The organism is Streptomyces flavusporus, from assembly GCF_046267975.1.
In the GTDB taxonomy this organism is placed as follows: Bacteria; Actinomycetota; Actinomycetes; order Streptomycetales; family Streptomycetaceae; genus Streptomyces; species Streptomyces flavusporus.
Genome location: NZ_CP176503.1, coordinates 3,588,589 through 3,613,749, shown reverse-complemented (window position 1 = coordinate 3,613,749; position 25,161 = coordinate 3,588,589). Strand labels below are relative to the sequence as shown.

Here is a 25,161-nt window from a genome sequence, read left to right as displayed (position 1 = left end):
CAAGAGCGGCCCGGCCTCCGGAAAAGCCACACCTTCGCAGGCGGGAGCTCTGCCGTAGGCGTTCCGCTGCAACGTGTGACCGATGCGCAGGTCGGAAGGGGGCGGGCGTGGGTGAGTGCGATCCCTTCCGTGTTCCCGGTCGAAGCTGATCTCGAAGGGCAGCGGCCCGCCCCTCGGGCAATGGCACCATGCCCTGGACAGGGTGAGAGAGGCGGGGCGGGATGGGGCGCGCGGAGCGCGAGGTCGTCGGGCGGGGGACGCGGCTGGCGGAGGCTGCCGGGCGGGTCGTCGAGGACTACGAACGGGCCGTCCGTGAGGTGCGGGAGGCGCTGCGGCCGATTCACGACGGGCTGGCCGAGCAGGAGCTGAAGGGCATCCCCGTCGCCCGGCTGCGGGACGTCACCGAGGGGCGGCTGAGGTTCGGGGAGCTGGAGAAGGGCGGCTTTGGGACCGTCCAGGACGTGCTGGACGCCGGGACGTACCGGCTGCGGCAGACGCCCGGAGTCGGGCAGCGTACCGCGGACCAGGCCATCGCGGCGGCCCGGCAGATCGCCGACGCCGTACGGGAGTCCGTCGCCGTGCGGATCGACGTGGACCGTCCCGAGCCCCGCACCACCGCGTTGGTCGTCGCCCTCAACGTGCTGGTGGAGGCCGGCCCGCAGGCGCGGCGCGCGGCCGAGGCGGGTTCGGCGCTGGCGGCGCGGCTCGGGACGGTGCTGGAGGACGCGCGGCCCGCCGCCGGGCGGTGGCGGATGCTGCTCGCCGGACGCGAGGGGCGCGAGCGGGCGCTGGCCGCCGTGGCCGAGGTGCGGCGGCTGACCGAGGAGGCCGAGCGGGACGGCGTACCGGAGCAGTGCGCCCAGGCCTCGGTCGACCTGTTGCGCCACCCCGACGACATCGCCGCCTGGGTCGACTTCGAGCTCCGCTCGGCCGAGTACTACAGCCTCCTCGCGGAGATCTCGGGCCGCGGCCCCGACACGGCCGCGGCCGAGGGGTACCTGCCCGACGAGGTGGCCGAGCGGGTGCGGGAGCAGCGGCTGGACGACGCCAACTGCCGGGTCTCGCTGCGCGGTTACCAGGCGTTCGGCGCCCGCTTCGCGCTGGCCCAGCGCCGCGTGCTGCTCGGCGACGAGATGGGGCTCGGCAAGACCGTGCAGGCCATCGCCGCCCTCGGGCACCTCGCGGCCGAGGGGCAGAGCCACTTCATGGTCGTGTGCCCGGCGAGCGTGCTGATCAACTGGACCCGGGAGATCGAGGCCCGCAGCACTCTGCGCGCAATGCCGCTGCACGGGCCCGACCGGCAGGAGGCGTTCGCCGACTGGAAGGGGCGCGGCGGCGTCGCGATCACCACCTTCGACGCGCTGCGCGGATTCCCCACGCCCGGCGGCGGCGAACTCGGCATGCTCGTCGTCGACGAGGCGCACTACGTGAAGAACCCGCTGACCCTGCGGGCCGAGGCGGTGACCGCGTGGGCCGAGCACTGCGAGCGGGTCCTCTTCCTGACCGGCACCCCCATGGAGAACCGGGTCGCGGAGTTCCGCAACCTGGTGCGGATCCTCAGGCCCGACTTCGCCGACTCGGTCGACGACCAGGACTCGGTGGCCGGATCCAAGGCCTTCCGCAAAGCGGTCGCGCCCGTGTATCTGCGCCGCAACCAGCAGGACGTGCTCACCGAACTTCCCGTGCTCCAGCACACCGACGAGTGGGAGGAGCTGAGCGCCGCGGACGAGGAGGCGTATCGAGAGGCCGTCCGGGCCGGCAACTTCATGGCGATGCGCCGTGCGGCGTACGCGCGGTCGGAGCGCTCCGCGAAGCTCCAGCGGCTGCGGGAACTCGTCGAGGAGGCCGCCGACAGCGGGCTGAAGGTGGTGGTCTTCTCCGCCTTCCGGGATGTGCTCGGCGTCGTCCGGGACGCCCTCGGTGGCGCGGCTGGACGCGGGCGCCCCTTCGGCCCGATCACGGGGAGCGTGCCGCCCGCGCGGCGGCAACAGCTGGTGGACGAGTTCTCCAGCGCGCCGGGCCACGCGGTGCTGCTCGCCCAGATCGAGGCGGGCGGGGTCGGGCTCAACATGCAGGCCGCCTCCGTCGTCATCCTCTGCGAACCGCAGGTCAAGCCGACCATCGAGCACCAGGCCGTGGCCCGCGCCCACCGCATGGGGCAGGTCCGCCCGGTCCAGGTGCACCGGCTGCTCGCGACGGGCGGTGTGGACGAGCGCCTGGTGCGGATCCTGGAGAACAAGACGCGCCTGTTCGACGCCTACGCGCGGCGCAGCGCGGTCGCCGAGTCGACGCCGGACGCCGTCGACGTCTCGGACGTCGACCTGGCCCGCCGGATCGTGGCGGAGGAGCAGGCCCGGCTGGGAGTGACGGAGGCTGGTGCGGCAGGGGACGCGTGAGGGGCGGTGCGACCTGGGACCGGCGTCCGGGTCAGGGTGAAGCGGCTGGGCGGCGCGGGGCGGTGGGAGTGAACGTGACCGGCAGATGCTCGGGGCCGCGTAGGCCGCCGGGCCGCCAGCGGAGTTCGCCGGGCGGTACGGCGAGGGCGAGGTCGGGCAGGCGGCGCAGGGTGGTGCCGATGGCGACCTGGCCCTCCAGCCGGGCCAGCGGCGCCCCGAGGCAGTAGTGCAGGCCGTGGCCGAAGGCGAGGTGGGCGTTGTCCCGTCGGGTGATGTCCAGGCGATCGGGGTCGGGGAACCGCGCCGGATCGCGGTCGGCGATGGCGGAGGCGATCAGCACGGTCGCGCCCCGCGGGACGGTCACGCCCCCGATGGTGACGTCCTCGCGCGCGAACCGGGCGATGCCGGGGTTGACCGGTCCGTCGTAGCGGAGGAACTCCTCGATCGCGTCCGGCAGCAGTGCCGGATCGTCCTGCAGCATCCGGAGCTGGTCGGGGTGGGCCAGCAGTGCGGCGATGCCGCCGCCGATCAGGTTGACCGTGGTGATGTATCCGGCCACCAGCAGCAGGAACGCCATCGCGATGAGCTCGTCCTCGTCGAGGCGCTGCTCTTCGTCCCGGGCGGTGATCAGTGCGCTGAGCAGGTCCTCCTGTGGCCGGGCTCGTTTGGCTTCCAGGAGCTCGGTCAGGTACGAGCGCATGTGCTGCCATGCCTCGTTCACCACGGCCGGGTCCGGTGGCTGTGTCCCGCGCAGGATCATGTCGTCGGTCCACCGCTGGAAGTCGTGCCGGTCCGCCGTGGGCACGCCGAGCAGTTCGCTGATCACGGTGACCGGAAGCGGCAGCGCGAAGTCCTCGACGAGGTCGGCGGCGCCGGCCGGTGCGATCGCGTCGAGCAGCCGGTCGGTGATCTCCTGGACGCGGGGGCGCAGCTCGGCCACCTTGCGGGCGGTGAACGCCCTGGAGACCAGGCGGCGCAGACGGGTGTGCTCGGGCGGGTCGGCGCGGAGCATGTTGCGCAGCATGGACTCGCGCTCCGTCGCGGGCAGCTGCTGCAGCAGCCGGGGGTCCGACGCTTCGCGGACGTCGCTGCTCAGCCGGGGGTCGGACAGGGCGGCGAGGCCGTCTTCGTACCGCGTGACCAGCCAGGCCTCCAGGCCGCCGGCGATGACCGCGCGCCGCACGGGGCCGTCCTCGCGCAGCTGCCGGTAGAACGGGAAGGGATCCGCCACGAAGGCCGGGTCGGCATAGGGCAGAAGGACCGGCTGCCGATTCATGGCGGCCTCCCGGAGCGTCGCTGACATCTGCGGAGAAATTACGGCACTTTGGGATTATATGGTCCGGTCCGGTTGGCTTCGGGAACGGCTCGGTCGGCTTCGAGGACGGCCTGGTCGGCTTCGGGAATCCCCGACAGGGCGGCGTGTGATGGACCGACAGGGAGGCGCGTGATGGAGCGGACGACGTGCTGTGTGGTGGGTGGCGGCCCCGCCGGAATGGTCCTCGGCCTGCTGCTGGCCCGGGCCGGCGTTGCGGTCACCGTCCTGGAGAAGCACGGTGACTTCCTGCGCGACTTCCGCGGCGACACCGTGCATCCGTCCACCCTGGCGCTGCTGGAGGAGCTGGGTCTGGCCGAGCGGTTCGCCGAACTGCCGCAGCGGCGGGTGACGACGGTCCAGCTGCCGCTCGGCCGGGACCGTTCGCTGGTCACCGTCGGAGACATCGGTGCGCTGCGCAGCACGTACAACTACATCGCCATGGTGCCTCAGTGGGACCTGCTCAACCTCCTGGCGGACGAGGCCCGGCGGGAGCCGTCCTTCTCCGTGCGGATGAGCACCGAGGCGACCGCCTTCCTGGTGGAGCGCGGACGCGTCACAGGGGTGCGGTACCGCACGTCCGACGGCCGTACCGGTGAGCTGCGGGCCACCCTCACGGTCGCCTGCGACGGCCGGGGCTCGCTGGCCCGGTCGCGGCCCGAACTGGGACTGCGGAGGTTCGACTGCCCGATGGACGCCTGGTGGTTCCGGCTGCCGCGGCGGGAGGGCGACCCGCACGGGCTCGTGGGAGGTGTCGGCGACCGGTTCCTCACCGCCATGATCGACCGCGGGGACTACTGGCAGTGCGCCGCGCTGATCCCCAAGGGAACCGACGCCCGCCGCCGCGCCGCCGGTCTCGACCGGTTCATGGCCGATTTCACGGCCGCCGTCCCGTGGCTCGGGGACCGTGCGCAGGCGGTGCGGTCGTGGGACGAGGTGAAGCTGCTGGACGTACGGCTCGACCGCCTGAGGCGCTGGCACCGCCCGGGGCTGCTGTGCATCGGCGACGCGGCGCACGCGATGTCGCCGGTCTTCGGCATCGGCATCAACCTCGCCGTCGAGGACGCCGTGGCCGCCGCCCGGTATCTCGTCGAGCCGCTGGGCGCGGGGGCGGTGGGCCTGCGGGACGTACGCGCCGTCCAGCGCCGTCGGTGGCCGACCACGGCCCTGACGCAGGCGCTGCAGCGGACGGCTCACGCCCGGGTCATCGAGCCGCTGCTGGCGGGACGCTCCCCCTTCGGCAACCCCAGGCGGGCGCAGCGGATGACCGAGCTGATCACCACCTCGCGGTGGCTGAACCGGGTGCCTGCCTACTTCCTGGCCTACGGCGCCGTACGAGAGCGTCCGCCCGCCGCGTCTGTCCGGTGAGCGCGGAGCGTGCCTTACGCCTGCGCGGCTCTGTCCAGCGCGGGGGCGATGATCGCGAAAGCCCGGTCGGACAGGCCGTGGGGTCCTCGGCGCCGTCGCTGTCGCTCCAGCGTTGCAGGACGGTGTCGAAGGCGGTCAGGGCCATTCCGGCGGCCAGCTGGGGGTAGAGGTCGGTGGCGCGGTCGAGGTCGAGGCGGTGCGCCAGTTCCGTCGCCAGTTCGTCCCGCCAGTGGGCCTGGCGTTCCAGGAAGCGGGCGTGCAGAGCGGGAGTGCCCAGGATCAGCTGGACCACGCGCAGGGCGCGGTCCGAGCCTGGAGGTGCGCCGGGTCGACCTGGCCGACCTCGACTCGGTGCGGGCCTTCGCCGACCAGGTGCGCTTCGACCACGCGCGGCTGGACGCCCTGGTCAACAACGCCGGTCTGATGGCGCCGCCCCGGTCCCTGAACCGGCAGGGCCAGGAGCTGCAGTTCGCCGCCAACCACCTCGGCCACTTCGCGCTCACCGGCCTGCTGCTCGATCTGCTATCCGTCGGCACCGACCCCCGGGTGGTCTCGGTGACGTCGACCAACCACCGGCAGGCGGCGATCTTCTTCGACGACCTCACCGGTGAGCGCAAGTACTCGCCCATGGGCTACTACAACCAGTCGAAGCTCGCCAACGCCGTCTTCGGCTGGACCCTCCACCAGCGACTGACCGCCGCCGGCAGCCCGGTGCGCAGTGTGCTCGCCCACCCCGGCTACACCTCCACCAACCTGCAGACGAGCTCGCCGACCGGCATGGTGAAGCTGCTCTTCGGCACCCTCCGCTCGCCGCTCGCCCAGTCCCTGGACCAGGGAGCGCTGCCACAGCTGTACGCGGCCACCGAACAGACCGTGGCGGGCGGCGAGTTGATCGGGCCGGACGGCATGGGCGAGCTGCGCGGTGCACCGAAGCGGGTCCAGCCGGCGCCCCGCGCGACCGACGCCGAGACCGGCCGCCGGCTGTGGGGGCTCTCGGAGCGGCTGACCGACGTCCGGTTCGCGCTGTGACGGGGAACCGCGCCGACACGGGCCGCTGGATCCGCCGCTACCACCCGGCTCCGGACGCGCCGGTGCGGCTGCTGTGTCTGCCGCACGCCGGCGGCTCCGCGTCGTACTACTTCCCCTTCTCCCAGGGCCTTTCACCCGCCGTCGACGTGCTCTGCGTCCAGTACCCGGGCCGTCAGGACCGCCGTGACGAGCCGCTGATCGACTCCATACCTGTTGTCCGGCAGCGACAACCGCTTCTGGTACGACTCCAACAAGCTGTGCCACGAGGTCCTGTCGAGCCGCTACCCCGACATGGACGTCCGCTACGTCGAGGTCCCGGGCTACGGCCACCTCGACACGTTCATCGGGCGCAACGCGGCTCTGGACGTGTTCGGACACATCGTGGACTTCCTGGACGAATGCCGAGCCGTGCACACCGGCGTGTGACACCGTGCGACCAGGGCCGAAGTGGGCAAAGGGAGCTGTATGAGCAGGATCTGGCTGATCACGGGCGCGAGCAGCGGGTTCGGCCGCGCTCTCGAGGAGACGACGGACGCCGAGCTGCGCGCCCTGTTCGACGTGCACGTCCTCGGTCCGGCGGCGCTGGTGCGGGCGGTGCTGCCGCATCTGCGCGAGCGGCGTTCGGGCGCGATCGTGCAGATGAGCAGCGTGGGCGGGCAGCTGTCGTTCGCGGGCTTCTCGGCGTACAGCGGAACGAAGTTCGCGCTGGAGGGCATGTCGGAGGCGCTCGCGGACGAGGTGCGGGAGTTCGGCATCAAGGTGCTGATCGTCGAGCCGGGCGCCTTCCGCACCTCGCTGTTCGAGGGCAGCCGGGCCGGTTTCAGCGCCGACAGCGGCGTGTACCCCAAGGTGGCACAGACGCGTGCGTACGTCTCCGGCGGCGACGGCACCCAGGCCGGCGACCCGGCGAAGGCGGCGGCGGTCATCCTGGCCGCCCTGGACGCGCAGGAGACGCCGCTGCGCCTGCCGCTCGGCGACGACTCGGTCACCGCCGTCCTCGACCACCTCGAGCAGGTGCGGGCCGACGTCACCGCCTGGGAGAAGAGCACCCGGAACACCGCGTTCGACGAGTGATCCGGCGCGGGCCCTCCTGGAGTCGGCTTCGTCTTCAGGAGGGCCTTGACGGTTCGTCATGTCGCCCGTATGGCCTGCCGGTTACATCCGTGCAGGGCCCTTGTGCAATTCCTGTGGAAGCCTCAATCTTTCGGCTGACGCACAGGTGAGCCACCCTGAATTGACATGTTCCTGCTCATCTGGCGCCACCCCACACCAGCGCACCACCGATTGAGGAGGACCCCTCAGATGGCAGTGATGCGTCATACCCGGCGAAGACTGGCGGCCACAGCCCTCGCGACCACCGCGGCACTCGCCGCGAGTCTGGTCGCCGCCCTCCCCGCCGGTGCGGCCCCGGCAGCCGAAGGCCGTATCCAGTACGAAGGCGCGGCGAACGCCGTCGCCGACAGCTACATCGTGACCCTCAAGGCGGACCGGGCCCGTTCGGGCTCCGCCGAGGGACGCGCCCTGGCGAAGAAGTACGGCGCCACCATCGAGCGCACGTACAAGAAGGCCCTGAACGGCTACGCGATCGAGGCCTCCGAGACCGAGGCGAAACGTCTCGCCGCCGACCCGGCCGTCGCCTCCGTGGTCCAGAACCGCACCTTCACCGTCGCCGCGACCCAGCCCAGCCCGCCCTCCTGGGGGCTGGACCGCATCGACCAGCGCAACCTCCCGCTGAACAGCTCGTACACCTACCCGGACTCCGCCGGCCAGGGCGTCACGGCGTACGTCATCGACACCGGCGTCCGCATCACCCACGGCGACTTCGGCGGCCGTGCCTCCTACGGCTACGACGCCGTCGACAACGACAACACCGCCCAGGACGGCAACGGCCACGGCACCCACGTCGCCGGCACGGTCGCCGGAAACGCCTACGGCGTCGCCAAGAAGGCGAGGATCGTCGGCGTCCGCGTGCTGAACAACTCCGGCTCCGGCACCACCGCCCAGGTCGTCGCCGGCATCGACTGGGTGGCCCAGAACGCGGTCAAGCCGGCCGTCGCCAACATGTCCCTCGGCGGCGGCGCCGACACCGCCCTCGACACCGCCGTACGGGGCGCCATCGCCTCCGGCGTCACCTTCGCCGTCGCGGCCGGCAACGAGACCACCAACGCCTCCACCCGGTCCCCCGCCCGCGTCACCGAGGCCATCACGGTCGGCGCCACCACGTCCGGCGACGCCAAGGCGAGCTACTCCAACTACGGCACGGTGCTGGACCTGTTCGCGCCGGGCTCGTCCATCACCTCGTCCTGGCACACCAGCGACTCGGCCACCAACACCATCTCCGGTACGTCGATGGCGGCCCCGCACGTCGCCGGAGCGGCGGCGCTGTACCTGGCCGGCAACCCCACGGCCACGCCCGCCCAGGTGTCCACCGCGCTGACGTCCGCGGCCACCCCCAACGTCGTCACCAGCCCCGGCACCGGCTCGCCCAACCGGCTCCTGTACGTCGGCGGCGGCACCCCGACCCCGCCCGGCCCGCGCTTCGAGAACACCGGTGACTACACGATCAGCGACAACTCCACGGTCGAGTCCCCGGTGACCGTCTCCGGCGTCTCCGGCAACGCGCCCTCCGCGCTCGCCGTCGAGGTCCACATCGTCCACACGTACATCGGCGACCTCCAGGTCCAGCTGATCGCCCCCGACGGCACCGCGTACACGCTCAAGGGGTACGGCACCGGCGGCAGTGCGGACAACATCGACACCACGTACTCCGTCAACGCCTCCTCGGAGGCCGCGAACGGCACGTGGAAGCTGAGGGTCAGCGACAACGCGAACATCGACACCGGGCGGATCGACGCCTGGGCGCTCCAGTTCTGACATTCCTGACGTACCGTCATCTTCGTCCTCGTGGAAGGGCTTCGGGTCGGTGACCCGGCCCGAAGCGAGGACGAGGTTCGTCTGCCAGGTGTGCGAGCAGATCGTGCTCGGCGTCCGAGCGTGAAGGGGAGCCCCGCCACGGCGCCCGTCCAGCGCTTACCATGCGCCAAGTCGTACGACTGTTCTGCATCCTCGGCCGAACCAGGAGCCCGGTACCCGTGTCCATCCCTCCACCGCCTGGGCCCTATCAACCCCAGGGCACCCAGGGTCAGTACCCGGCTCCCCATCCGCAGGGCCCCTACGCGCCGCCGCCGTACGGCGCCTGGGGTCCGTACCCGCCGCAGGCGCCGGTCAACGGTGTCGCCATCGCCGCCCTCGTCCTCGGCATCCTGTGCTTTCTCCCCGCCGTCGGGCTCGTGCTGGGCCTGATCGCGCTGCGTCAGATCAGGCGCAAGGGCGAGCGCGGGAAGGGCATGGCGGTCGCCGGGTCCGTGCTGTCGTCCGTCGGGCTTGCGCTGTGGGTCCTGTCGCTCTCGACGGGCTTCGTGTCCGACTTCTGGGAGAGCTTCAAGGAGAGCGCGCGGGAGAGCGCGACCGTCTCGCCGGACAAGGGCGAGTGCTTCGACGCGCCCAGCGGCTCCCTGGAGGGCATGACCTACGACGTCGACGTGGTGCCCTGCACGGGCAGGCACGACGGCGAGGTGTTCGCCACCGTCCGGCTGCCGGGCGGCAGCTTCCCCGGCGACGACCACATCACGAACGTCGCCGACGACAAGTGCTATGCCCTGCGCGGCGACTACGCCATGGACACCTGGGCCCTGCCGGACAACGTCGACGTCTACTACCTGACCCCGACCCGCCAGAGCTGGGGGCTCGGCGACCGCGAGATCACCTGCATCTTCGGCAACACCGACGAGAAGGGCACCCTGACCGGCTCCCTGCGGGCCGACGCGACCACGCTCGACGCGGACCAGCTCGCCTACCTGAAGGCCGCCCGCGCCATCGACGTCGTACTGGAGAAGGAGCCCGAGGAATTCCCCGAGGAGGACCTGGCGGCGAACCGCACCTGGGCGGGCGAGGTCGGCGACGTGCTCGCCCGGCAGAGCGTCACACTGGGTGAGTACAACTGGCCCGCCCGGGCCGAACGGCCCCTCGCCGACCTGGTGAAGGAGCTGGACTCCGCGCGCGGTCAGTGGGCGAAGGCGGCCGCCGCCGGTGACGCGGACACCTTCTACGTGCACTACGACGAGGGGTACGCCTTCTACGACGGGCAGGTCACCATCACCGCCCGCAAGGCTCTGGGCCTGGACGCCAGCCCGCCCGAGTACGCCACTGACCCGGGCGACTCCGACGCCGACGTGTGACCGCCCCCCGCAGCGGGGAGGAAGTGGGGAGAACGCGGGGAGAAAGTGCCTGGACACAGCCCTTCCCGCGCGCGAGTCATCACATCGAGTGATTCTCTGACCTTCGCTTGCCTGGCGGAACCCAGGGTTGCCACGCTGTTGCTGTCTGTGCAACCTGATGGGAGCGGCCAGTGACATTCGGTGAGCAGCCGGCGTACCTGCGTGTCGCGGGTGATCTCCGCAAGAAGATCGTCGACGGTCTGCTGCCACCGCACACCCGCCTGCCGTCACAGGCCAGAATCCGCGAGGAGTACGGCGTCTCGGACACGGTCGCGCTCGAGGCGCGCAAGGTCCTGATGGCCGAGGGGCTGGTCGAGGGCCGCTCCGGTTCCGGGACGTACGTACGGGAGCGGCCCGTGCCCCGGTCCGTCGCCCGCTCCGGATTCCGCCCGGACGGCGGCGCCACACCCTTCCGGCAGGAGCAGGCGGACGCCGCCGCGCGCGGCACCTGGGAGTCCAGCAGCGAACAGACCGTGGCAAGTGGCGCGATCGCCGAGCGGCTCGGCATCCGGCCCGGCGACCGCGTGATGTGCACGAAGTACCTGTTCCGGGAGAGCGGCGAGCCGTTGATGCTCTCCACCTCCTGGGAGCCGATCGCCGTCACCGGCCGCACGCCCGTGATGCTGCCCGAAGAGGGCCCCCTCGGCGGCATGGGTGTCGTCGAGCGCATGGCGGCCATCGACGTGATCGTCGACAACGTCACCGAGGAGGTCGGCGCCCGCCCCGGCCTCGCCGAGGAACTCCTCGCCCTGGGCGGCGTCCCCGGGCATGTCGTCCTCGTCGTCCAGCGCACCTTCTACGCCTCCGGCCGCCCCGTCGAGACGGCCGACCTGGTGATCCCGGCCGACCGCTACCGGGTCTCGTACCACCTCCCGGTGAGATAGCGCACACCTTTCCGACCTCTGCCCGGCGGCGCACGCCCCTGCGGCAGTTGCTCCCGGCATGCGCGCGCCGGGAGCCGGTGCGCGCGCCGGTCGATTCCGGACGTTTTCGCAGATGACCCCGGACGTGCCCGCCATGCCGCCGACCGGATGCGCGGATGCGTACGCACGGCGCGTTCGACGCCGTGCGCCCCCTCGCGTCTGGCTTGTTGCGTACCTCTTTGTGAAAAGCCGTATTCGCTGCGTGAAGGTTAGGCGTAGGCTCGGGCATATGCGGATTGCGGTTTCCTTAGCGGGCGGGGCGCGCGGGCCGAGGGCGGGAAGCGGAGGGGCGCGATGAACGACAGCACGGTGACTCTTCCCTGGCTCGTCATACGGCAGGACGACGGCGGCAATCGCTACCGCGTGGGCAGGTACGCGACCCGGGCCGAGGCCCAGAAGATCGCCGACAGCCTCGACAACCGCGGGCACAAGCAGCTCTATTGGGTCGAGCGCATCGGCCAGGACACCGACGACGACACCTGAGCCGCGACGCTCCCCTCGACCCCTGACGTAGGCTCCGGCGCATGAAGGAACGGATCGTGGTGGTGGGGGCCGCCCTGTTCGACGGTGGCCGACTGCTCGCCGCGCGCCGTAGTGCGCCCCCTGAACTGGCCGGGCGTTACGAGTTGCCCGGCGGCAAGGTCGAGCCGGGCGAAGCGCCGGATGCCGCGCTGGTGCGTGAGCTGCGGGAGGAACTCGGCGTCGAGGCCGAGGCTGTTGAGCGGGTGCCGGGGGAGTGGGACCTGAAGCCGCCGTATGTTCTGCACGTGTGGACCGCCCGGCTGCGCCCCGGTTCTCCCGACCCCAAGCCTCTCGAGGACCACGACGAACTGCGCTGGCTCGCGCCCGGCGAACTCTGGGACGTCGACTGGCTGGACCAGGACGTTCCGGCCGTACGTGAGGTGGCCGCCCGCCTGAGTGGCTGACTCGTTGACGCCGGCCTGTGCCACCCCGCGTGCAGTGTCGTACCCGTACGCCGTTCGTGCCACAGTGCGCGCCCCCCGGTGGTACCGGGTCCCGCATATCGGGTATGTGCCAATTAACCCCACGAAACCAGGCATGGGTGGGTTCTCTGGCCCGGGAAGTGATCGGCGTGATCGACACCGAAGGTGACCGCGCCGAGTGGACCTTTCCCGCCGACCCGGGTGCCGTGCGCACCGCACGCTCCACCGTCCGCCACCAGCTGCACGGCTGGGGTCTCGACAGCGTCGGTGACATCACGGCCCTGCTGGTCAGCGAACTCGTGACCAACGCCCTGCGGCACGCCACCGGCCCCATCGGCGTCCGCCTGGTACGCCCGCCGGACCTGCCCGACGTGCTGCTGGTGGAGGTCTCCGACCCGTTGCCCGACCCGCCCCACGAACGGGTCGCCCGGCCCGAGGACGAGCACGGGCGCGGCCTGCAACTGGTGGCCTCCTCCTCACGCCGCTGGGGCACCCGGCCCGGGGAGTCCGGCAAGACGGTGTGGTTCGAGCTCGCGGTACCGACCTGAATCCGGACCGGACTTGGGCCTGTCCGGCGGATCATGCCTCAGACGCGGGGCGTGGCACGCCCATCTGCGGCGTTGTCGTCGGTTGCCGACTCCCCCACGCTCGGCTTCGCTCGCGCGGGGGACCCCATCGCGTCGTCGCCCTCCTCCGCCTTGCAGCTGGACGCACCACGCCCCGCTCACCTGCGCTGACGGGATGCCGCCGTTTCCCTCCGACCTGAATCCGGACAGGCCCTGCCGGAAGGCGTGATTCGAGGGCGTGTCCCCTGGTTAGAAGAGTGGAAGTGTTCTCGCAGGACGGTCCGAAAACCAACTGGACCGTTCTGTGATCGTGAACACCGTGTTGTGCGGCGCCGTAGTGCTGGATACTGCGGGCAGCCGCCCCCGGTGACCGGTGCCGGACGCGGTGAGCTGGAGGGGACGGTTCGCGTGAGCGAGATACCAGCGAAGGCCACGGAGTCCGAGGACCCGTCGGACGGCGCGAGGACGGAGGTCGCGGATGCCTCCGGTGAGGTGCGGCCCGGCGACCCCATGTGGCAGAGCAGTCCACCCGGCTCGATCTACGACTACATCAAGGTCGCGTCCTTCTCCATCGGCCCCGACGGGCTCGTCGACCAGTGGAGCCTGCGCGCCGAGCATTTGTTCGGCATCCCCGTCGAGCGGGCCGTCGGCATGGACCCCATCGCGGCCTTCATCGACCCCGACCTGCGCGAGCAGGGCCACCGGAAGATGGCCGAGATCCTCGACGGGCGGGAGTGGACCGGCGTGGTCCCCTTCCGGCTGCCGGAGACGGTGGACGGCGGCGGGGGCGAGGGGCTCGCCGAGGTCTATGTGATGCCGACGCAAACCGAGGACGGTGAGAAGGCGGCCGTCTGCATCGTCGTCGACGTCCGGGTACTGCGCAGCATCGAGACGGATCTCGCCGCCTCGCAGGCCATTTTCGGCCAATCTCCGTTCGGCTTCCTGCTGATCGACGCCGAACTCCGGGTGCGGCGCGCCAACCAGCGGTTCGCCTCGACCTTCGGCGGCACACCCGACGACCACCGCGGCAAGGGCGTCCACGACTATCTGCCGCGCGGCGAGGCCGAGCGGGTCGCCGCGGCGCTGCGCCGGGTCCTCGAGACCGGCGACAGCATCACGGACATGCACGTCACGGGCTTCGTGCCCGGTTCCGAGGACCGCCGTCACTGGTCGGTCAACCTCTACCGCGTGCACAGCGGAAGCGGGCGCCCCATCGGGATCGCCTGGCTCGGAACCGACATCACCGCCCGCCGCGCCGCCGCCCGCGAAGCCGCCGCCGCCCGGCGCAATCTCGCCCTCCTGAACGAGGCCGGCGCCCGCATCGGCAACTCCCTCGACCTGGAGACCACCGCCCGCGAACTCCTCGACGTCGTCGTCCCCGGCTTCTGCGACCTGGCCACCGTCGACCTCTACCAGGGCCTCCTGGCCGGCGACGAGACCCCGCCCGGCCTCGCCGACGGCAGCGCCGAACTGCGCCGCGTCGCCTTCGCCAGCGCCGTCTCCGACGCTCCCTTCGCGGGCACCGGCACGCCGGTCAAGGTCGGCGCGGTCCACCACTACCCCTTCAACTCGCCCTGCGCGGACGCCCTGCGCACCGCCCGCCCGCAGATCGTCCCCGCCGAGGAGGGCGGCCTCGTCCAGTCCACCCTCGCGGTGCCGATGGTCGCCCACGACACCGTCGTCGGGCTCGCCCAGTTCTCCCGTACGAAGGGCAGCGAGCCGTTCGGCGACCGGGACCGCGCCCTCGCGGTCGAGCTGGCCGCGCGGGCCGCCGTCTGTATCGACAACGCCCGCCTCTACCGGCGCGAGCACGAACGCGCGTTGATACTGCAACGGTCCCTGCTCCCGCCCGGCGACCCGGTCGCCTCCGGCCTGGACATCGCCTGCCGTTACCTTCCCGGGAACGCCTCCACCGGCCGCCCCAGCGAGGTCGGCGGCGACTGGTTCGACGTCATCGAACTGCCCGGCCACCGCACGGCGTTGGTCGTCGGCGACGTCATGGGCCGCGGTCTGCGCGCCGCCGTCGCGATGGGCGAACTCCGCACGGCGGTACGGACACTGGCCCAGCTGGACCTCGAACCGGCCGAAGTCCTCTCCCAATTGGACGAGATCGCCCGCGGCCTCGGCACCCCCGGAGGCATCCAGCAGGCCACCCGCGCCGCCCGACGCCCCCGCGAGGCGGACCTGTCCGAGGTGTATCTCGCGACCTGCGTGTACGCGGTCTACGACTCCGTCACCCGGCGCTGCACCTTCGCCAACGCGGGCCACCTCCCGCCGGTCCTGGTCGAACCCGGCGAGCCGGCCCTGATGCTCGACGTACCGCCCGGCATGCCGCTCGGTGTCGGCGGGGAACCCTTCGAGGAGGTCGAGGTCGAACTCCCCGAAGGCGCACTGTTGGCGCTCTACACGGATGGACTGGTCGAATCCCGCGACCACCCCCTCGACGAGGGCCTCCAGGCCTTCGTGGGCGCGCTGACCGACCCGTCCCGCCCGCTGGAGGACGTCTGTGACCACGTCCTCAACACCCTCGACAGCCACCACGGCGAGGACGACATCGCCCTGCTCATGGCCCGCGTCCAGGGCCTGCCCGCCGAGTCCGTCGGCGACTGGACGCTGCCGCGCGAGCCGCGCAGCGTGGGCCGCGCCCGCGAGTACGCGCGCGGCCAGCTGCTCAGCTGGGACATGGAACCGCTGGTCGACACGACGGAGCTGCTGGTCAGCGAGCTGGTGACGAACGCCCTGCGGTACGGCGAGGGCGAGATCCGGCTGAGACTCCTGCTGGACCGCACCCTGGTCTGCGAGGTCTGGGACTCCGGCCTCGTCCAGCCCCGTCGCCGCCGCGCCCGCGACACCGACGAGGGCGGCCGCGGCCTCCAGCTCGTCGGCCTGCTGTCGGCCGCGTGGGGCTCCCGGCGCACGCATCGCGGCAAGACGGTGTGGTTCGAACTCCCGCTCCCGGACGGCGAGAACGGCGTGGCGGATCCGGCGGAGGCCCTGCTGAGCCTGTTCTGAGCGCCGGAACGGCGTTGCGGCTGAGCGGGGGTGGGTTCGCGCAGCCCGGCGCCGGCGGGGTGCCTCCCCCCAGAGGGGGGACAGGCCTACGGGTTCGGCCGCCTGCGTGCCCGGGTGCGCGGACCTCCGAAGCTCGCGGGCGGGCCGCCGTCCGGGTCGCCGCCCAGGAGGATCCCGCCGAGGACCGCCCCGCCGACGCCGATCGCGTGCGCGCCCGCACCGGCGTACGGCGTGCCGTGAGCGCGTACGTCCTGCTCGGCGAGGTGCCGGGCCTCGCCGGCGCGGGCGTCGGCCGCCAGGTGGTCGTCGTCCGCGAGCAGCGCCTCGGCCGCCGCCAGCCGGGTCCGGGCCGCGGCACCCACCGCCCCCCGGTGCGTGCTGACGAAGTCGGCCGCGGCGCCGGTGCTGCTGCGCGCGACCAGCAGGGCGGCGGCCGGAATCACCCCGGCCCGCCCGGCCGCGAGCGGCGTGACGGCCTCCGCGATCCGCCGCAGGGCGTCGAGCGGGTCGTAGGGCCCGGCGGTCAGCTCCTCCCGTACGGCGGCCAGGACGATGTCGGCGCGCGCGAGACGGGCGCGCACCTCACCCACGGGCACATCCGGCCCGCCGCCGGCTCCCTTCTCCCCCCTGAGCCACTCCCGCACGCCCGCGAGCTCCGCCTCCGCCCCCGTGAGCGCCCCCGGCACCAGGCCCGCAGCCGTCGTCAGCTCCTGCGCGAGCCGGTCGACGCCGTCCACGAAGACAGCGGCCTGCGTGATCGCGCCCTCGGCGGCGCGCAGATGGGCGGCGGCCAGGTCGGCGTTGCCCAGGTCGGCCTGCTGACGGGACTGGTTGAGGCGGACCGTGGCGAACACGAGGCGGTCCTTGGCCTGTTCGACGTACCCGACGACCGAGGCGGTGGCGCCGGGCGGGTACCGCTCGGCGAGGTCGCGGAGGGTGGTCTCCGTGGTCCCCGTACGCCCCGCCAGCTCCCGGAAGCGCGCCTCCGCGACCTCCAGCGCCGCACCGATGCCCAGCTCCAGGCCGCGCAGCACATCGAACCCGGCGGCCTCCGTGTCCAGCCGTCGCCCCGCCTCCGCGCACCGCCCGACGATCCCGGCGAGCACCTGCCGACGGGCCGACTCCTCGCCCGGCACTCCGTCGTCGTAGCGCTGCCGCATCCGGAAGGCGGCCGACAGCTCGGCCTCGGCCTCCCGCAGGGCCCGCCCGAAGGGTTCGGCGTCCGACGCGTCGAACCGGGTCCCGGCGAAGGCGAGTTCCTCCCGGCTGGTGCGTACGCAGTCGTCCGCCTCGACCAGCGCCGCCCGGGACTGCCGGTCGAACCGGGCGAGCGTCGGCTGGGGCGGCGGGCCGGGGAGCGAGCCGCCGGGGGTCGTCCGGGTGCGGGTGCGCCGGGTGCGCCGTACGTACCCGTACGCGGCGAGCGCGACCGCCGTGACCGCCGCGATCAGCGGCAGCACCAGGTCGGCGGTGTACGTCCCGTCCTCCTCCTGCGCGACCGCCCCCGGCCCGGGCCCGCCCCTGGCGCCGGTGTCCGTCGCCGGCACCAGCAGACACAGCCACATCACCGCGATCGCACCACCGAGCACCGCCTGCGCCAGGCGCGCCCCTGTGGGGGGTCCGGCCTGCCGCGGCCGGCCCCGGAACCGGGATGACGTCACGTTTCGGAGCGTATGGCCGGGAATGCGGGCCCGCGACCGGGGTGCGTCCGATGCGGTCACCGACTTGTTGTTCGGATGTCATACGGGCTTTCCCTCCACAGGTGCCCTAGTTTGTTGTGGACCACCTGTGGGAGGCCTAGGGTCCACTTCTCCTATTCCTGTGAGGGTCAGACATCCATGCGAGCGTTACTCACCAGCAAGGCGGCCCGGCGTGCCCTGCGTCCGATCGCCGACCTCATAGACCAGCGCATCGAGCGGCAGATCCGCCGGGCCGTCGGGCAGGCCTCCCGCGACGCCTCGCAGCAGGAGCTGAAGAGGCTGCGCGCCCGCCAGCGCCCGCTGGAGCTGTTCTTCGACGGGATCGGCCGGGGTGCGTCGCGGCTGCCGTCCGTCCCCCATCTCAACCGCACGATCAAAGAGCTGACCGACGTGACCGGGGACGCGGACGGCGCGGAGCGGAACGTCGCCCAGGCGTTCCGGCTGCTCATCGCGATGGAGGCGCTCGGGGTCGGCCGGATCGCCGGCGGCACCATGAACATCTGCGGCAAGCTCTCCGCCGTACCGCTGCTGGACCCGCCGAACGACGACATCCTGGAAATCGGCACCCTCTACGGGATGTTCGGCGCGGCCCTGATCCGGATGATGGAGCGCGCGGGACGCGACCCGCGCCTGACGATCGTCGACCCGCTCGCCGGGACCCAGCTCCAGCCCGGCGCCACCATGGGCAAGGACGCCTCGGGCACCCCGGTGCGCGAGGCCGCGGTGCGCACCAATCTGGCGCTGGTGGGCGCACCGGGTGCCGAAACCCGGATCCAGCAGGGCTTCTCCGAGGACCCCGAGGTGCGTGCCCTGGTCTCCGACCGCTCCTACGGCGTGATCATCGTCGACGGCGACCACTCCGCCGAAGGCGTCGCCAAGGACCTGGAGTGGGCCGAGCAGATCGTCGCGCCCGGCGGCATCGTCGTCCTGGACGACTTCGGGCACCCCAAGTGGCCCGGCATCAAGGAGGCCTTCGAGAAGCACATGACCACCGACACCCGTCTGAAGTTCCTCGGCCAGGTGGCCCACTCGGGGTATCTGCGGGCCTCACGCTGACGACGACCGGCGACGGATCTTGTCGCCGAGCCACACGAGCGGGTCGTACTTGCGGTCCACGGCCCGTTCCTTCAGCGGGATCAGCGCATTGTCCGTGATCTTGATGCCCTCGGGGCAGACCTCCGTACAGCACTTGGTGATGTTGCAGTAGCCGAGGCCGTGTTCGTCCTGGGCGGTGCGCTTGCGGTCGAGCCCCGTGTCCGCCGCCGCGTCCAGGGGGTGCATGTCCAGTTCGGCGACCCGCATCAGGAAACGCGGCCCGGCGAACGCCTGCTTGTTCTCCTCGTGGTCACGGACCACATGGCAGGTGTCCTGGCACAGGAAGCACTCGATGCACTTACGGAACTCCTGTGACCGGTCCACGTCCTCCTGCATCATGCGGTACTCGCCCGGCCCGAGCCCGGCGGGCGGCACAAACGCCGGGACCTCACGCGCCTTGGTGTAGTTGAAGCCGACGTCGGTGACGAGATCCCGTACGACCGGGAAGGCCCGCAGCGGAGTGACGGTGATCGTCTCCTCGCGGTCGAACACCGACATCCGGGTCATGCACAGCAGCCGGGGCCGCCCGTTGATCTCCGCCGAGCACGAACCGCACTTGCCCGCCTTGCAGTTCCAGCGCACGGCCAGGTCGGGGGCCTGGGTGGCCTGGAGGCGGTGGATGATGTCCAGGACCACCTCTCCGTCGTTCACCTCGACCTTGAAGTCCTCCAGGCCGCCCCCGTCGGCGTCCCCGCGCCACACCTTGAAGCGCGCCTCGTAGCTGCTCATTCGTAGAGCTCCTCTTCGGCGAGGTACTTGACCAGCTCCTCCTTGTCGAAGAGGGCGAGCAGGTCGGGACGGATGGGTTCGGTGGTCTCGCGGGTGAGGGCGATCTGGCCGCGGACGGGGTCCGTGGCCGCCAGCCCGCCCGTGGGGTCGGTGAGTTGGCAGAGCAGGTTGATACGGCGCCACCGGCGGTCCATCGTCGGATGGTCCTCGCGGGTGTGGCCACCGCGCGACTCCGTGCGCTCCAGCGCGGCCCGTGCCACGCACTCGCTGACCAGCAGCATGTTCCGCAGGTCCAGGGCGAGGTGCCAGCCCGGGTTGAACTGGCGGTGGCCCTCGACGCCCGCCCGCCGGGCCCGTACCCGCAGCTCGGCCAGCTTCTCCAGGGCCTGCTTCATCTCCGGCTCACGGCGGATGATGCCGACCAGGTCGTTCATCGTCTGCTGGAGTTCCTGGTGGAGGGTGTACGGGTTCTCCGGCGGCCCTCCGGCCGGCTCCTCCGCCTCCGCCTCGGCCGAGAACGGGCGCAGCGCCTCCGCGGCCGCGGCGTCCACCTGGACGTCGTCCATCCGCGGACGATCCGCCGCCCCCGTCGCGTACTCGGCGGCGTGCAGTCCCGCCCGGCGGCCGAACACCAGCAGGTCGGACAGCGAGTTGCCGCCGAGCCGGTTGGAGCCGTGCATCCCGCCGGCCACCTCACCGGCCGCGTACAGCCCCGGCACCCCGCGTGCCGCCGCGGTGTCGGAGTCGACGGCGATACCGCCCATCACGTAGTGGCAGGTGGGCCCGACCTCCATCGCCTCGGCCGTGATGTCGACGTCGGCCAGCTCCTTGAACTGGTGGTACATCGACGGCAGCCGGCGTTTGATCACCTCGGCGGGCATCCGCGTCGACACATCCAGGAAGACACCGCCGTGCGGGGAGCCGCGGCCCTCCTTGACCTCGGCGTTGATGGCCCGGGCGACCTCGTCGCGGGGGAGCAGCTCCGGGGGACGCCGGTTGTTGTCCGGGTCCTCGTACCAGCGGTCGGCCTCGTCCTCGGTCTCGGCGTACTTCTCCTTGAAGACGTCCGGGATGTAGTCGAACATGAACCGCTTGCCGTCGGAGTTCCTGAGCACCCCGCCGTCGCCGCGCACCGACTCGGTGACGAGGATGCCCTTCACCGAGGGCGGCCAGACCATCCCCGTCGGGTGGAACTGCACGAACTCCATGTTCAGCAGGGGAGCGCCCGCCAGCAGGGCCAGCGCGTGGCCGTCGCCGGTGTACTCCCACGAGTTCGACGTGACCTTGAAGGACTTGCCGATGCCGCCCGTGGCGATCACGACCGCGGGGGCCTCCAGGACGAAGAAACGGCCGGACTCGCGCTCGTATCCGAAGACCCCGGAGACGCGGGACCCCGCGGCGGAGCCGCTGTCAGACACAGTCTTGAGCACCCGCGTGACCGTGCACTCCTGGAAGACCTTCAGCCGGGACTCGTAGTCCCCGGTCTCCTTGAAGTCCTCCTGCTGGAGGGCGACGATCTTCTGCTGCAGAGTCCGGATCAGCTCAAGACCCGTACGGTCGCCGACATGCGCCAGCCGCGGGTACTCATGGCCGCCGAAGTTGCGCTGCGAGATCCGGCCGTCCTTCGTACGGTCGAACAGGGCGCCCCAGGTCTCCAGCTCCCACACCCGGTCCGGGGCCTCCTGCGCATGCAGCTCGGCCATCCGCCACTGGTTGAGGAACTTGCCGCCGCGCAGGGTGTCACGGAAGTGCACCTGCCAGTTGTCGTGCGGGTTCGCGTTGGCCATCGCGGCGGCGATACCGCCCTCGGCCATCACCGTGTGCGCCTTGCCGAACAGCGACTTGCAGATCACGGCCGTACGGGCGCCCCGCTCGCGCGCCTCGATCGCGGCCCGCAGCCCGGCGCCGCCCGCGCCGACCACGACGACGTCCCACTCCTGTCGCTCCACCACGGACATCAGAAGGCCCCACTCATCTAGAAGAAGCGCGGATCGTCGAAGACACCGGACGCGACGAGATAGACGTAGAAGTCGGCGAGCGCGACGCTCACCAACGACGTCCAAGCGAGCAGCATGTGACGGGCATTCAGTTTCCCGACCCACTGCCACATCCGGTAGCGGACGGGATGCTTGGAGAAGTGCTTGAGCTTGCCGCCGACGATGTGCCGGCAGGAGTGGCAGGAGATCGTGTACGCCCAGATCAGCACGATGTTCACGAGGAACACCAGCGTGCCGAGGCCCATGTGGCCCCAGTCGTAGTGCTCGTCGCGGAACGCGAGCACGGTGTCGTAGGTCAGGATGCCGGCCACCGGGATCGCCGCGTAGAAGAAGTACCGGTGGATGTTCTGCAGGATCAGCGGGAAGCGGGTCTCGCCGGTGTACTTCTTGTGCGGCTCGGCCACCGCGCAGGCCGGTGGGGACGCCCAGAAGCCCCGGTAGTAGGCCTTGCGATAGTAGTAGCAGGTCAGGCGGAAGCCGAGCGGGAAGATCAGGATGATGATCGCGGGGGAGATCCCCCACCAGCTGCCGAAGATCTCCCAGTTGGGGCCCGCCTTCATCGGCTCGCAGTTCTCCGCCAGACAGGGGGAGTAGAAGGGCGAGACGTACGGGGCCGCGTAGTAGTCGGCGTTCGCGAAGGCCCGCCAGGTCGAGTACACGACGAAGGCGAGCAGCCCGGCGGCCGTGGTGGCCGGCGCCAGCCACCAGCGGTCGGTGCGCAGGTGCGGGGCGGCGATCGCGGCGCGCGCGGTGGCGCGGACGCCGCCGCCGGGCGGATGGGGATCTGTGGTTGTGGGTTCCGTACCAGTGGCCAACGTATGACTCCGGTCGGTTCGGGATGCTGCGGGCTCAGGGTGCGTGCCGGTCGCGGGCGCCGAGACCCTCGTCGTCCGAGTCCGTCCACAGGGAGTAGTCGTAGGGGGCGTCGGAGATCGTGACGAGCTCGGGGCGCCGGGCCGAGGGCGAGGCGTGCGTCGCCTCGCGCAGCAGCGCGACGCTCTCACGCAGGTGCTCGCAGTCGGTGCGGACCCGTCGTATGTCGAGCCCGCCCCTGCCGAGCTGCTGTTCCAGGCGGTTCACCGACCGGGACATGTCGTCGAGACACCGCTGGACTGACATCAGTTCGTCGTGCACGGACATGACGTGACCTCACTTCCGTCGGCTGTGCGGCCGTGGGTGGCAACGGTCATGCGCCTGCGAGTGTTGCGCGTCACACCGGCCGGTGGGAAGGGATGTGCACCGATTGGCCGAGGCGTGTGGGTGCACCCCGTGGTGCGTTGCGCCACACGGGTGAGCTTCCGGGCCGTCGCCGCCGTGTCGCCCTGTGTTGCCGAACCCTTTCCTCTTCAGTGACGGCATACCGCTGAATACATCTGATCAGCACCATATACCGCCAAAAGTGATCGTAACCCCCGCGGCTCCCGGAGGTAACCAGAGATGTCCCATGACGGCGTCGGATCCAGGCCCGCTCGTCAATCTCCCGCCTGCCGCGCGACGAGAGGGCCCGGCGCGGTCATGCGCTCGGTCGCCTTCCTCACCGCGGGAGCGCTCGCGGTGACCGCCCTGGCCGGGTGCAGCTCCGAGGACCCGGCCGGCAAGCCCCTGGCCGGCCAGGACATCGCCCCCGCCGCCCGGTCCCAGGTCGCCGACGGCGGCACCCTGCGCTGGGCCGTGGACGCCGTACCGGAGACCCTGAACACCTTCCAGGCCGACGCCGACACGACCACCAGCCGCATCGCCCAGGCCGTCCTGCCGTCGATGTACCGGCTGAACGAGAGCGGCCGGCCGGAGATCAACCCCGACTACCTCGAATCCGCCGAGGTCGTCGACACCGAGCCCCGGCAGGTCGTCCTCTACAAGCTCCACCAGCAGGCCGTCTGGAGCGACGGCCGTGAGATCGGCGCCGCCGACTTCGCCGCCCAGTGGCGCGCCCTGTCCGGCAAGGACACCGCCTACTGGACCGCCCGCAACGCCGGGTACGACCGCATCGAGCGGATCGAGCGCGGCGCCAACGACCTCGAGGTCAAGGTCACCTTCGCCCGGCCCTACGCCGACTGGCAGTCGCTGTTCTCGCCGCTGTACCCCAAGGAGGTCATGGGCACGCCCGACTCCTTCAACGACGGGGCCCGCAAGAAGCTCAAGGTCACCGCCGGCCCCTTCACCGTGCAGAAGGTCGACCGCAAGGACGACGAGGTCACCCTTGCCCGCAATCCGCGCTGGTGGGGCCGCCCGGTCAAGCTCTCCGAGATCGTGCTGCGGGCCGTACCGCGCGAGGAGCGCTCCGCCGCGCTGGCCGCCGGAGCGGTCGACCTCGCCGAGATCGACGCCCCCGCGGCCCGGCGCATCGCCCTCGCCGCCGGGCCGGGCGGCACCGGCGCGGCCCGCCAGGGCGGCGGCCGGAACACCGACGACCCCAAGGCGCCGAGCCCCTCGGCCGACCCGAGCGGCGTCGACGAGAACACCGGCGACGAGGAGAGCGGCGTCGACGAGAACACCGGCGACGAGGAGAGCGGCGCCCGCGCGCAGGGCAGCCAGTCCGCCGCCGACGCCACGCGGACCCTGCGCGGCTTCGAGGTGCGCAAGTCCCTGGAACCGGCCTACACCCAGCTCGCCCTCAACGGCGCCGACGGTCCGCTCGCCGACGAACGGGTCCGTCGGGCCGTGGCCCGCGCCCTCGACCGGGAGGAGCTGGCGAAGGCCGTCCTCAAGCCGCTGGGCCTGCCCGCGGAGCCGGTCGGCTCCCACCTCGCCCTGGCCGGCCAGGCCGCCTACGCCGACAGCAGCGGCGCGCTCGGCGGCCAGGACGCCGACGAGGCGCAGGCGCTGCTCGCGGACGCCGGATGGGTACCGGGCGGACCGGTCAAGCAGCAGAAGAAGGAAGAAGAGGCGGCAGGACCGAACGGGGAGACGGCCACCGAGACGCCCATCGACGAGGACGGCACGTACATCGTCGGCGAGGACAACAAGGGCCGCACGGACGCCGAGCTCGAGGAGGCCGAGGAGTACCGCCGGCAGCTCGCCCAGGACGGAAAGCAGAACCACCAGGGCGGCGGGGCACCCGGCGCGTACGCCCCCAAGGGCACCGCCGCCCCCGCGGGCGCACCGGCCGGTCCCCTCGCCAAGGACGGCCGGCCACTCACCCTGCGCTTCGTGCTCCCCTCCGGGCCGGGCTCCCGGGCGCTGCACACGGTCGCCGACCGCATCTCACGCATGCTGGAACGGGTCGGCATCCAAACCGAGACGACGAAGGTCCCCGAGGAGAGCTACTTCAAGGACCACATCGCCTCCGGCGAGTACGACCTCGCTCTGTACTCCTGGCCCGCGTCCGCCTTCCCCGCCACCGACGCCCGCCCCATCTACGCCAAGCCGGTCCCGGCCGCCGACGGCTCCCTCACCGTCGAGCAGAACTACACCCGGGTCGGCACCGACCAGGTCGACCAGCTCTTCGACCAGGCCGTCGCGACCCTCGACCAGGAGGAGTCCCGCGACCTGGTCCGCAAGGCCGACGCCCGCATCTGGGCAGCCGCCGGCTCCATCCCCCTCTACCAACGCCCCCAACTGATCGCCGTGAGAAAGAACCTCGCCAACACGGGCGCCTTCGGCTTCGCGACTCCGGTGTACGAGGACATGGGGTTCCTGAAGAAGGGCGTGAGGCGGGCAGCCGGCCCTTCGGGGTCGTAGCGGCCCCAAAGCCCACCTGACCTGCACCGACGCAACCCGTCCAGCCCTCACCCCGGCGGCCCCGTACCATGGGGTGAGGCCGTGGCGTGTCAAGCCCGGCAGGGCCCGCGTAACACAGATGTACGCGCAGGC

18 protein-coding genes and 4 pseudogenes are annotated in these 25,161 nt (G+C 71.8%); 15 read left to right on the top strand and 7 right to left on the bottom strand.

The genetic code is table 11. The features are described 5' to 3' along the window. The first annotated feature begins 221 nt into the window (after positions 1 to 221). Positions 222 to 2,396: a DEAD/DEAH box helicase gene (locus ACKTSN_RS16995; protein ID WP_409469903.1), complete on the top strand. Its 2,175-nt coding sequence runs from the start codon at positions 222 to 224 to the stop codon at positions 2,394 to 2,396. Between the two features lie 31 nt (positions 2,397 to 2,427). On the opposite strand, the gene ACKTSN_RS16990 is transcribed toward ACKTSN_RS16995, so the two are convergent. Then, positions 2,428 to 3,672 (bottom strand): cytochrome P450 family protein, encoded by a 1,245-nt coding sequence (locus ACKTSN_RS16990; RefSeq protein WP_409469902.1) that lies wholly within the window; start codon positions 3,670 to 3,672, stop codon positions 2,428 to 2,430. A 171-nt stretch (positions 3,673 to 3,843) separates the two neighbouring features. On the opposite strand from ACKTSN_RS16990, the gene ACKTSN_RS16985 reads away from it, so the two are divergent. Further along, positions 3,844 to 5,076 carry an FAD-dependent oxidoreductase gene (locus ACKTSN_RS16985; protein ID WP_409469901.1) on the top strand — a complete coding sequence of 411 codons (1,233 nt, stop codon included), beginning with the start codon at positions 3,844 to 3,846 and terminating at the stop codon, positions 5,074 to 5,076. 14 nt (positions 5,077 to 5,090) lie between these two features. Here the strand turns inward: ACKTSN_RS16985 and ACKTSN_RS16980 are convergent. After that, positions 5,091 to 5,386, bottom strand: a pseudogene (locus ACKTSN_RS16980) (TetR family transcriptional regulator); the annotation flags it as partial. On the opposite strand from ACKTSN_RS16980, the pseudogene ACKTSN_RS16975 reads away from it, so the two are divergent. The 11 genes and pseudogenes from ACKTSN_RS16975 to ACKTSN_RS16925 all read left to right on the top strand — a co-directional run. Then, positions 5,380 to 6,105, top strand: a pseudogene (locus ACKTSN_RS16975) (SDR family NAD(P)-dependent oxidoreductase); the annotation flags it as partial. The pseudogenes ACKTSN_RS16980 and ACKTSN_RS16975 overlap by 7 nt on opposite strands. Beyond that, a pseudogene (locus ACKTSN_RS16970) lies at positions 6,102 to 6,314 on the top strand (thioesterase II family protein); the annotation flags it as partial. The pseudogenes ACKTSN_RS16975 and ACKTSN_RS16970, both read left to right, overlap by 4 nt. Positions 6,315 to 6,318: 4 nt before the next feature. After that, positions 6,319 to 6,531 carry a hypothetical protein gene (locus ACKTSN_RS16965; RefSeq protein ID WP_409469900.1) on the top strand — a complete coding sequence of 71 codons (213 nt, stop codon included), beginning with the start codon at positions 6,319 to 6,321 and terminating at the stop codon, positions 6,529 to 6,531. Between the two features lie 87 nt (positions 6,532 to 6,618). Beyond that, positions 6,619 to 7,179: pseudogene (locus ACKTSN_RS16960) on the top strand (SDR family NAD(P)-dependent oxidoreductase); the annotation flags it as partial. 228 nt (positions 7,180 to 7,407) lie between these two features. Further along, the gene (locus tag ACKTSN_RS16955) at positions 7,408 to 8,979 is read left to right on the top strand and encodes a S8 family peptidase (protein ID WP_409469899.1); all 1,572 of its coding nucleotides are present in this window, start codon (positions 7,408 to 7,410) and stop codon (positions 8,977 to 8,979) included. A 218-nt stretch (positions 8,980 to 9,197) separates the two neighbouring features. Continuing rightward, complete coding sequence (locus tag ACKTSN_RS16950) at positions 9,198 to 10,343, top strand: DUF4190 domain-containing protein (protein WP_409469898.1); 1,146 nt, start codon at positions 9,198 to 9,200, stop codon at positions 10,341 to 10,343. Between the two features lie 170 nt (positions 10,344 to 10,513). Beyond that, positions 10,514 to 11,266 carry a GntR family transcriptional regulator gene (locus ACKTSN_RS16945; protein ID WP_409469897.1) on the top strand — a complete coding sequence of 251 codons (753 nt, stop codon included), beginning with the start codon at positions 10,514 to 10,516 and terminating at the stop codon, positions 11,264 to 11,266. Between the two features lie 333 nt (positions 11,267 to 11,599). After that, positions 11,600 to 11,788 (top strand): SPOR domain-containing protein, encoded by a 189-nt coding sequence (locus ACKTSN_RS16940; RefSeq protein WP_409469896.1) that lies wholly within the window; start codon positions 11,600 to 11,602, stop codon positions 11,786 to 11,788. A 41-nt stretch (positions 11,789 to 11,829) separates the two neighbouring features. Beyond that, positions 11,830 to 12,231 (top strand): (deoxy)nucleoside triphosphate pyrophosphohydrolase, encoded by a 402-nt coding sequence (locus tag ACKTSN_RS16935; RefSeq protein ID WP_385264820.1) that lies wholly within the window; start codon positions 11,830 to 11,832, stop codon positions 12,229 to 12,231. A gap of 104 nt (positions 12,232 to 12,335) precedes the next feature. After that, a complete protein-coding gene (locus ACKTSN_RS16930) occupies positions 12,336 to 12,797 on the top strand; it encodes an ATP-binding protein (RefSeq protein WP_409469895.1) in 462 nt (153 codons plus the stop codon). A 426-nt stretch (positions 12,798 to 13,223) separates the two neighbouring features. Beyond that, positions 13,224 to 15,827, top strand: a complete 2,604-nt coding sequence (locus ACKTSN_RS16925; RefSeq protein ID WP_409469894.1) for a SpoIIE family protein phosphatase — start codon at positions 13,224 to 13,226, stop codon at positions 15,825 to 15,827. An 86-nt stretch (positions 15,828 to 15,913) separates the two neighbouring features. Here the strand turns inward: ACKTSN_RS16925 and ACKTSN_RS16920 are convergent, their stop codons facing one another. Then, positions 15,914 to 17,488 (bottom strand): hypothetical protein, encoded by a 1,575-nt coding sequence (locus tag ACKTSN_RS16920; RefSeq protein ID WP_409469893.1) that lies wholly within the window; start codon positions 17,486 to 17,488, stop codon positions 15,914 to 15,916. A 177-nt stretch (positions 17,489 to 17,665) separates the two neighbouring features. Between ACKTSN_RS16920 and ACKTSN_RS16915 the strand changes: the two genes are divergently transcribed. Continuing rightward, the gene (locus ACKTSN_RS16915) at positions 17,666 to 18,583 is read left to right on the top strand and encodes a class I SAM-dependent methyltransferase (protein WP_409469892.1); all 918 of its coding nucleotides are present in this window, start codon (positions 17,666 to 17,668) and stop codon (positions 18,581 to 18,583) included. Here ACKTSN_RS16915 and ACKTSN_RS16910 read toward each other — a convergent pair. Genes ACKTSN_RS16910 through ACKTSN_RS16895 form a run of 4 tightly spaced genes read right to left on the bottom strand, consistent with a single transcriptional unit; the run spans position 18,575 to position 22,488 of the window. Then, a complete protein-coding gene (locus tag ACKTSN_RS16910) occupies positions 18,575 to 19,351 on the bottom strand; it encodes a succinate dehydrogenase/fumarate reductase iron-sulfur subunit (protein ID WP_224734926.1) in 777 nt (258 codons plus the stop codon). The two genes, ACKTSN_RS16915 and ACKTSN_RS16910, sit on opposite strands and share 9 nt — an antisense overlap. After that, the gene (locus tag ACKTSN_RS16905) at positions 19,348 to 21,309 is read right to left on the bottom strand and encodes a fumarate reductase/succinate dehydrogenase flavoprotein subunit (RefSeq protein WP_409469891.1); all 1,962 of its coding nucleotides are present in this window, start codon (positions 21,307 to 21,309) and stop codon (positions 19,348 to 19,350) included. Before ACKTSN_RS16905 ends, ACKTSN_RS16910 begins: the two co-directional genes overlap by 4 nt. A gap of 17 nt (positions 21,310 to 21,326) precedes the next feature. Then, entirely contained in the window at positions 21,327 to 22,163 is an 837-nt protein-coding gene (locus ACKTSN_RS16900) for a hypothetical protein (protein WP_409469890.1), read from the bottom strand. 34 nt (positions 22,164 to 22,197) lie between these two features. After that, a complete protein-coding gene (locus tag ACKTSN_RS16895; RefSeq protein WP_129801306.1) occupies positions 22,198 to 22,488 on the bottom strand; it encodes a hypothetical protein in 291 nt (96 codons plus the stop codon). Between the two features lie 297 nt (positions 22,489 to 22,785). On the opposite strand from ACKTSN_RS16895, the gene ACKTSN_RS16890 reads away from it, so the two are divergent. Then, on the top strand, positions 22,786 to 25,029 hold the full coding sequence (locus ACKTSN_RS16890) for an ABC transporter family substrate-binding protein (protein ID WP_409469889.1): 2,244 nt from the start codon (positions 22,786 to 22,788) through the stop codon (positions 25,027 to 25,029). Positions 25,030 to 25,161 lie beyond the last annotated feature (132 nt).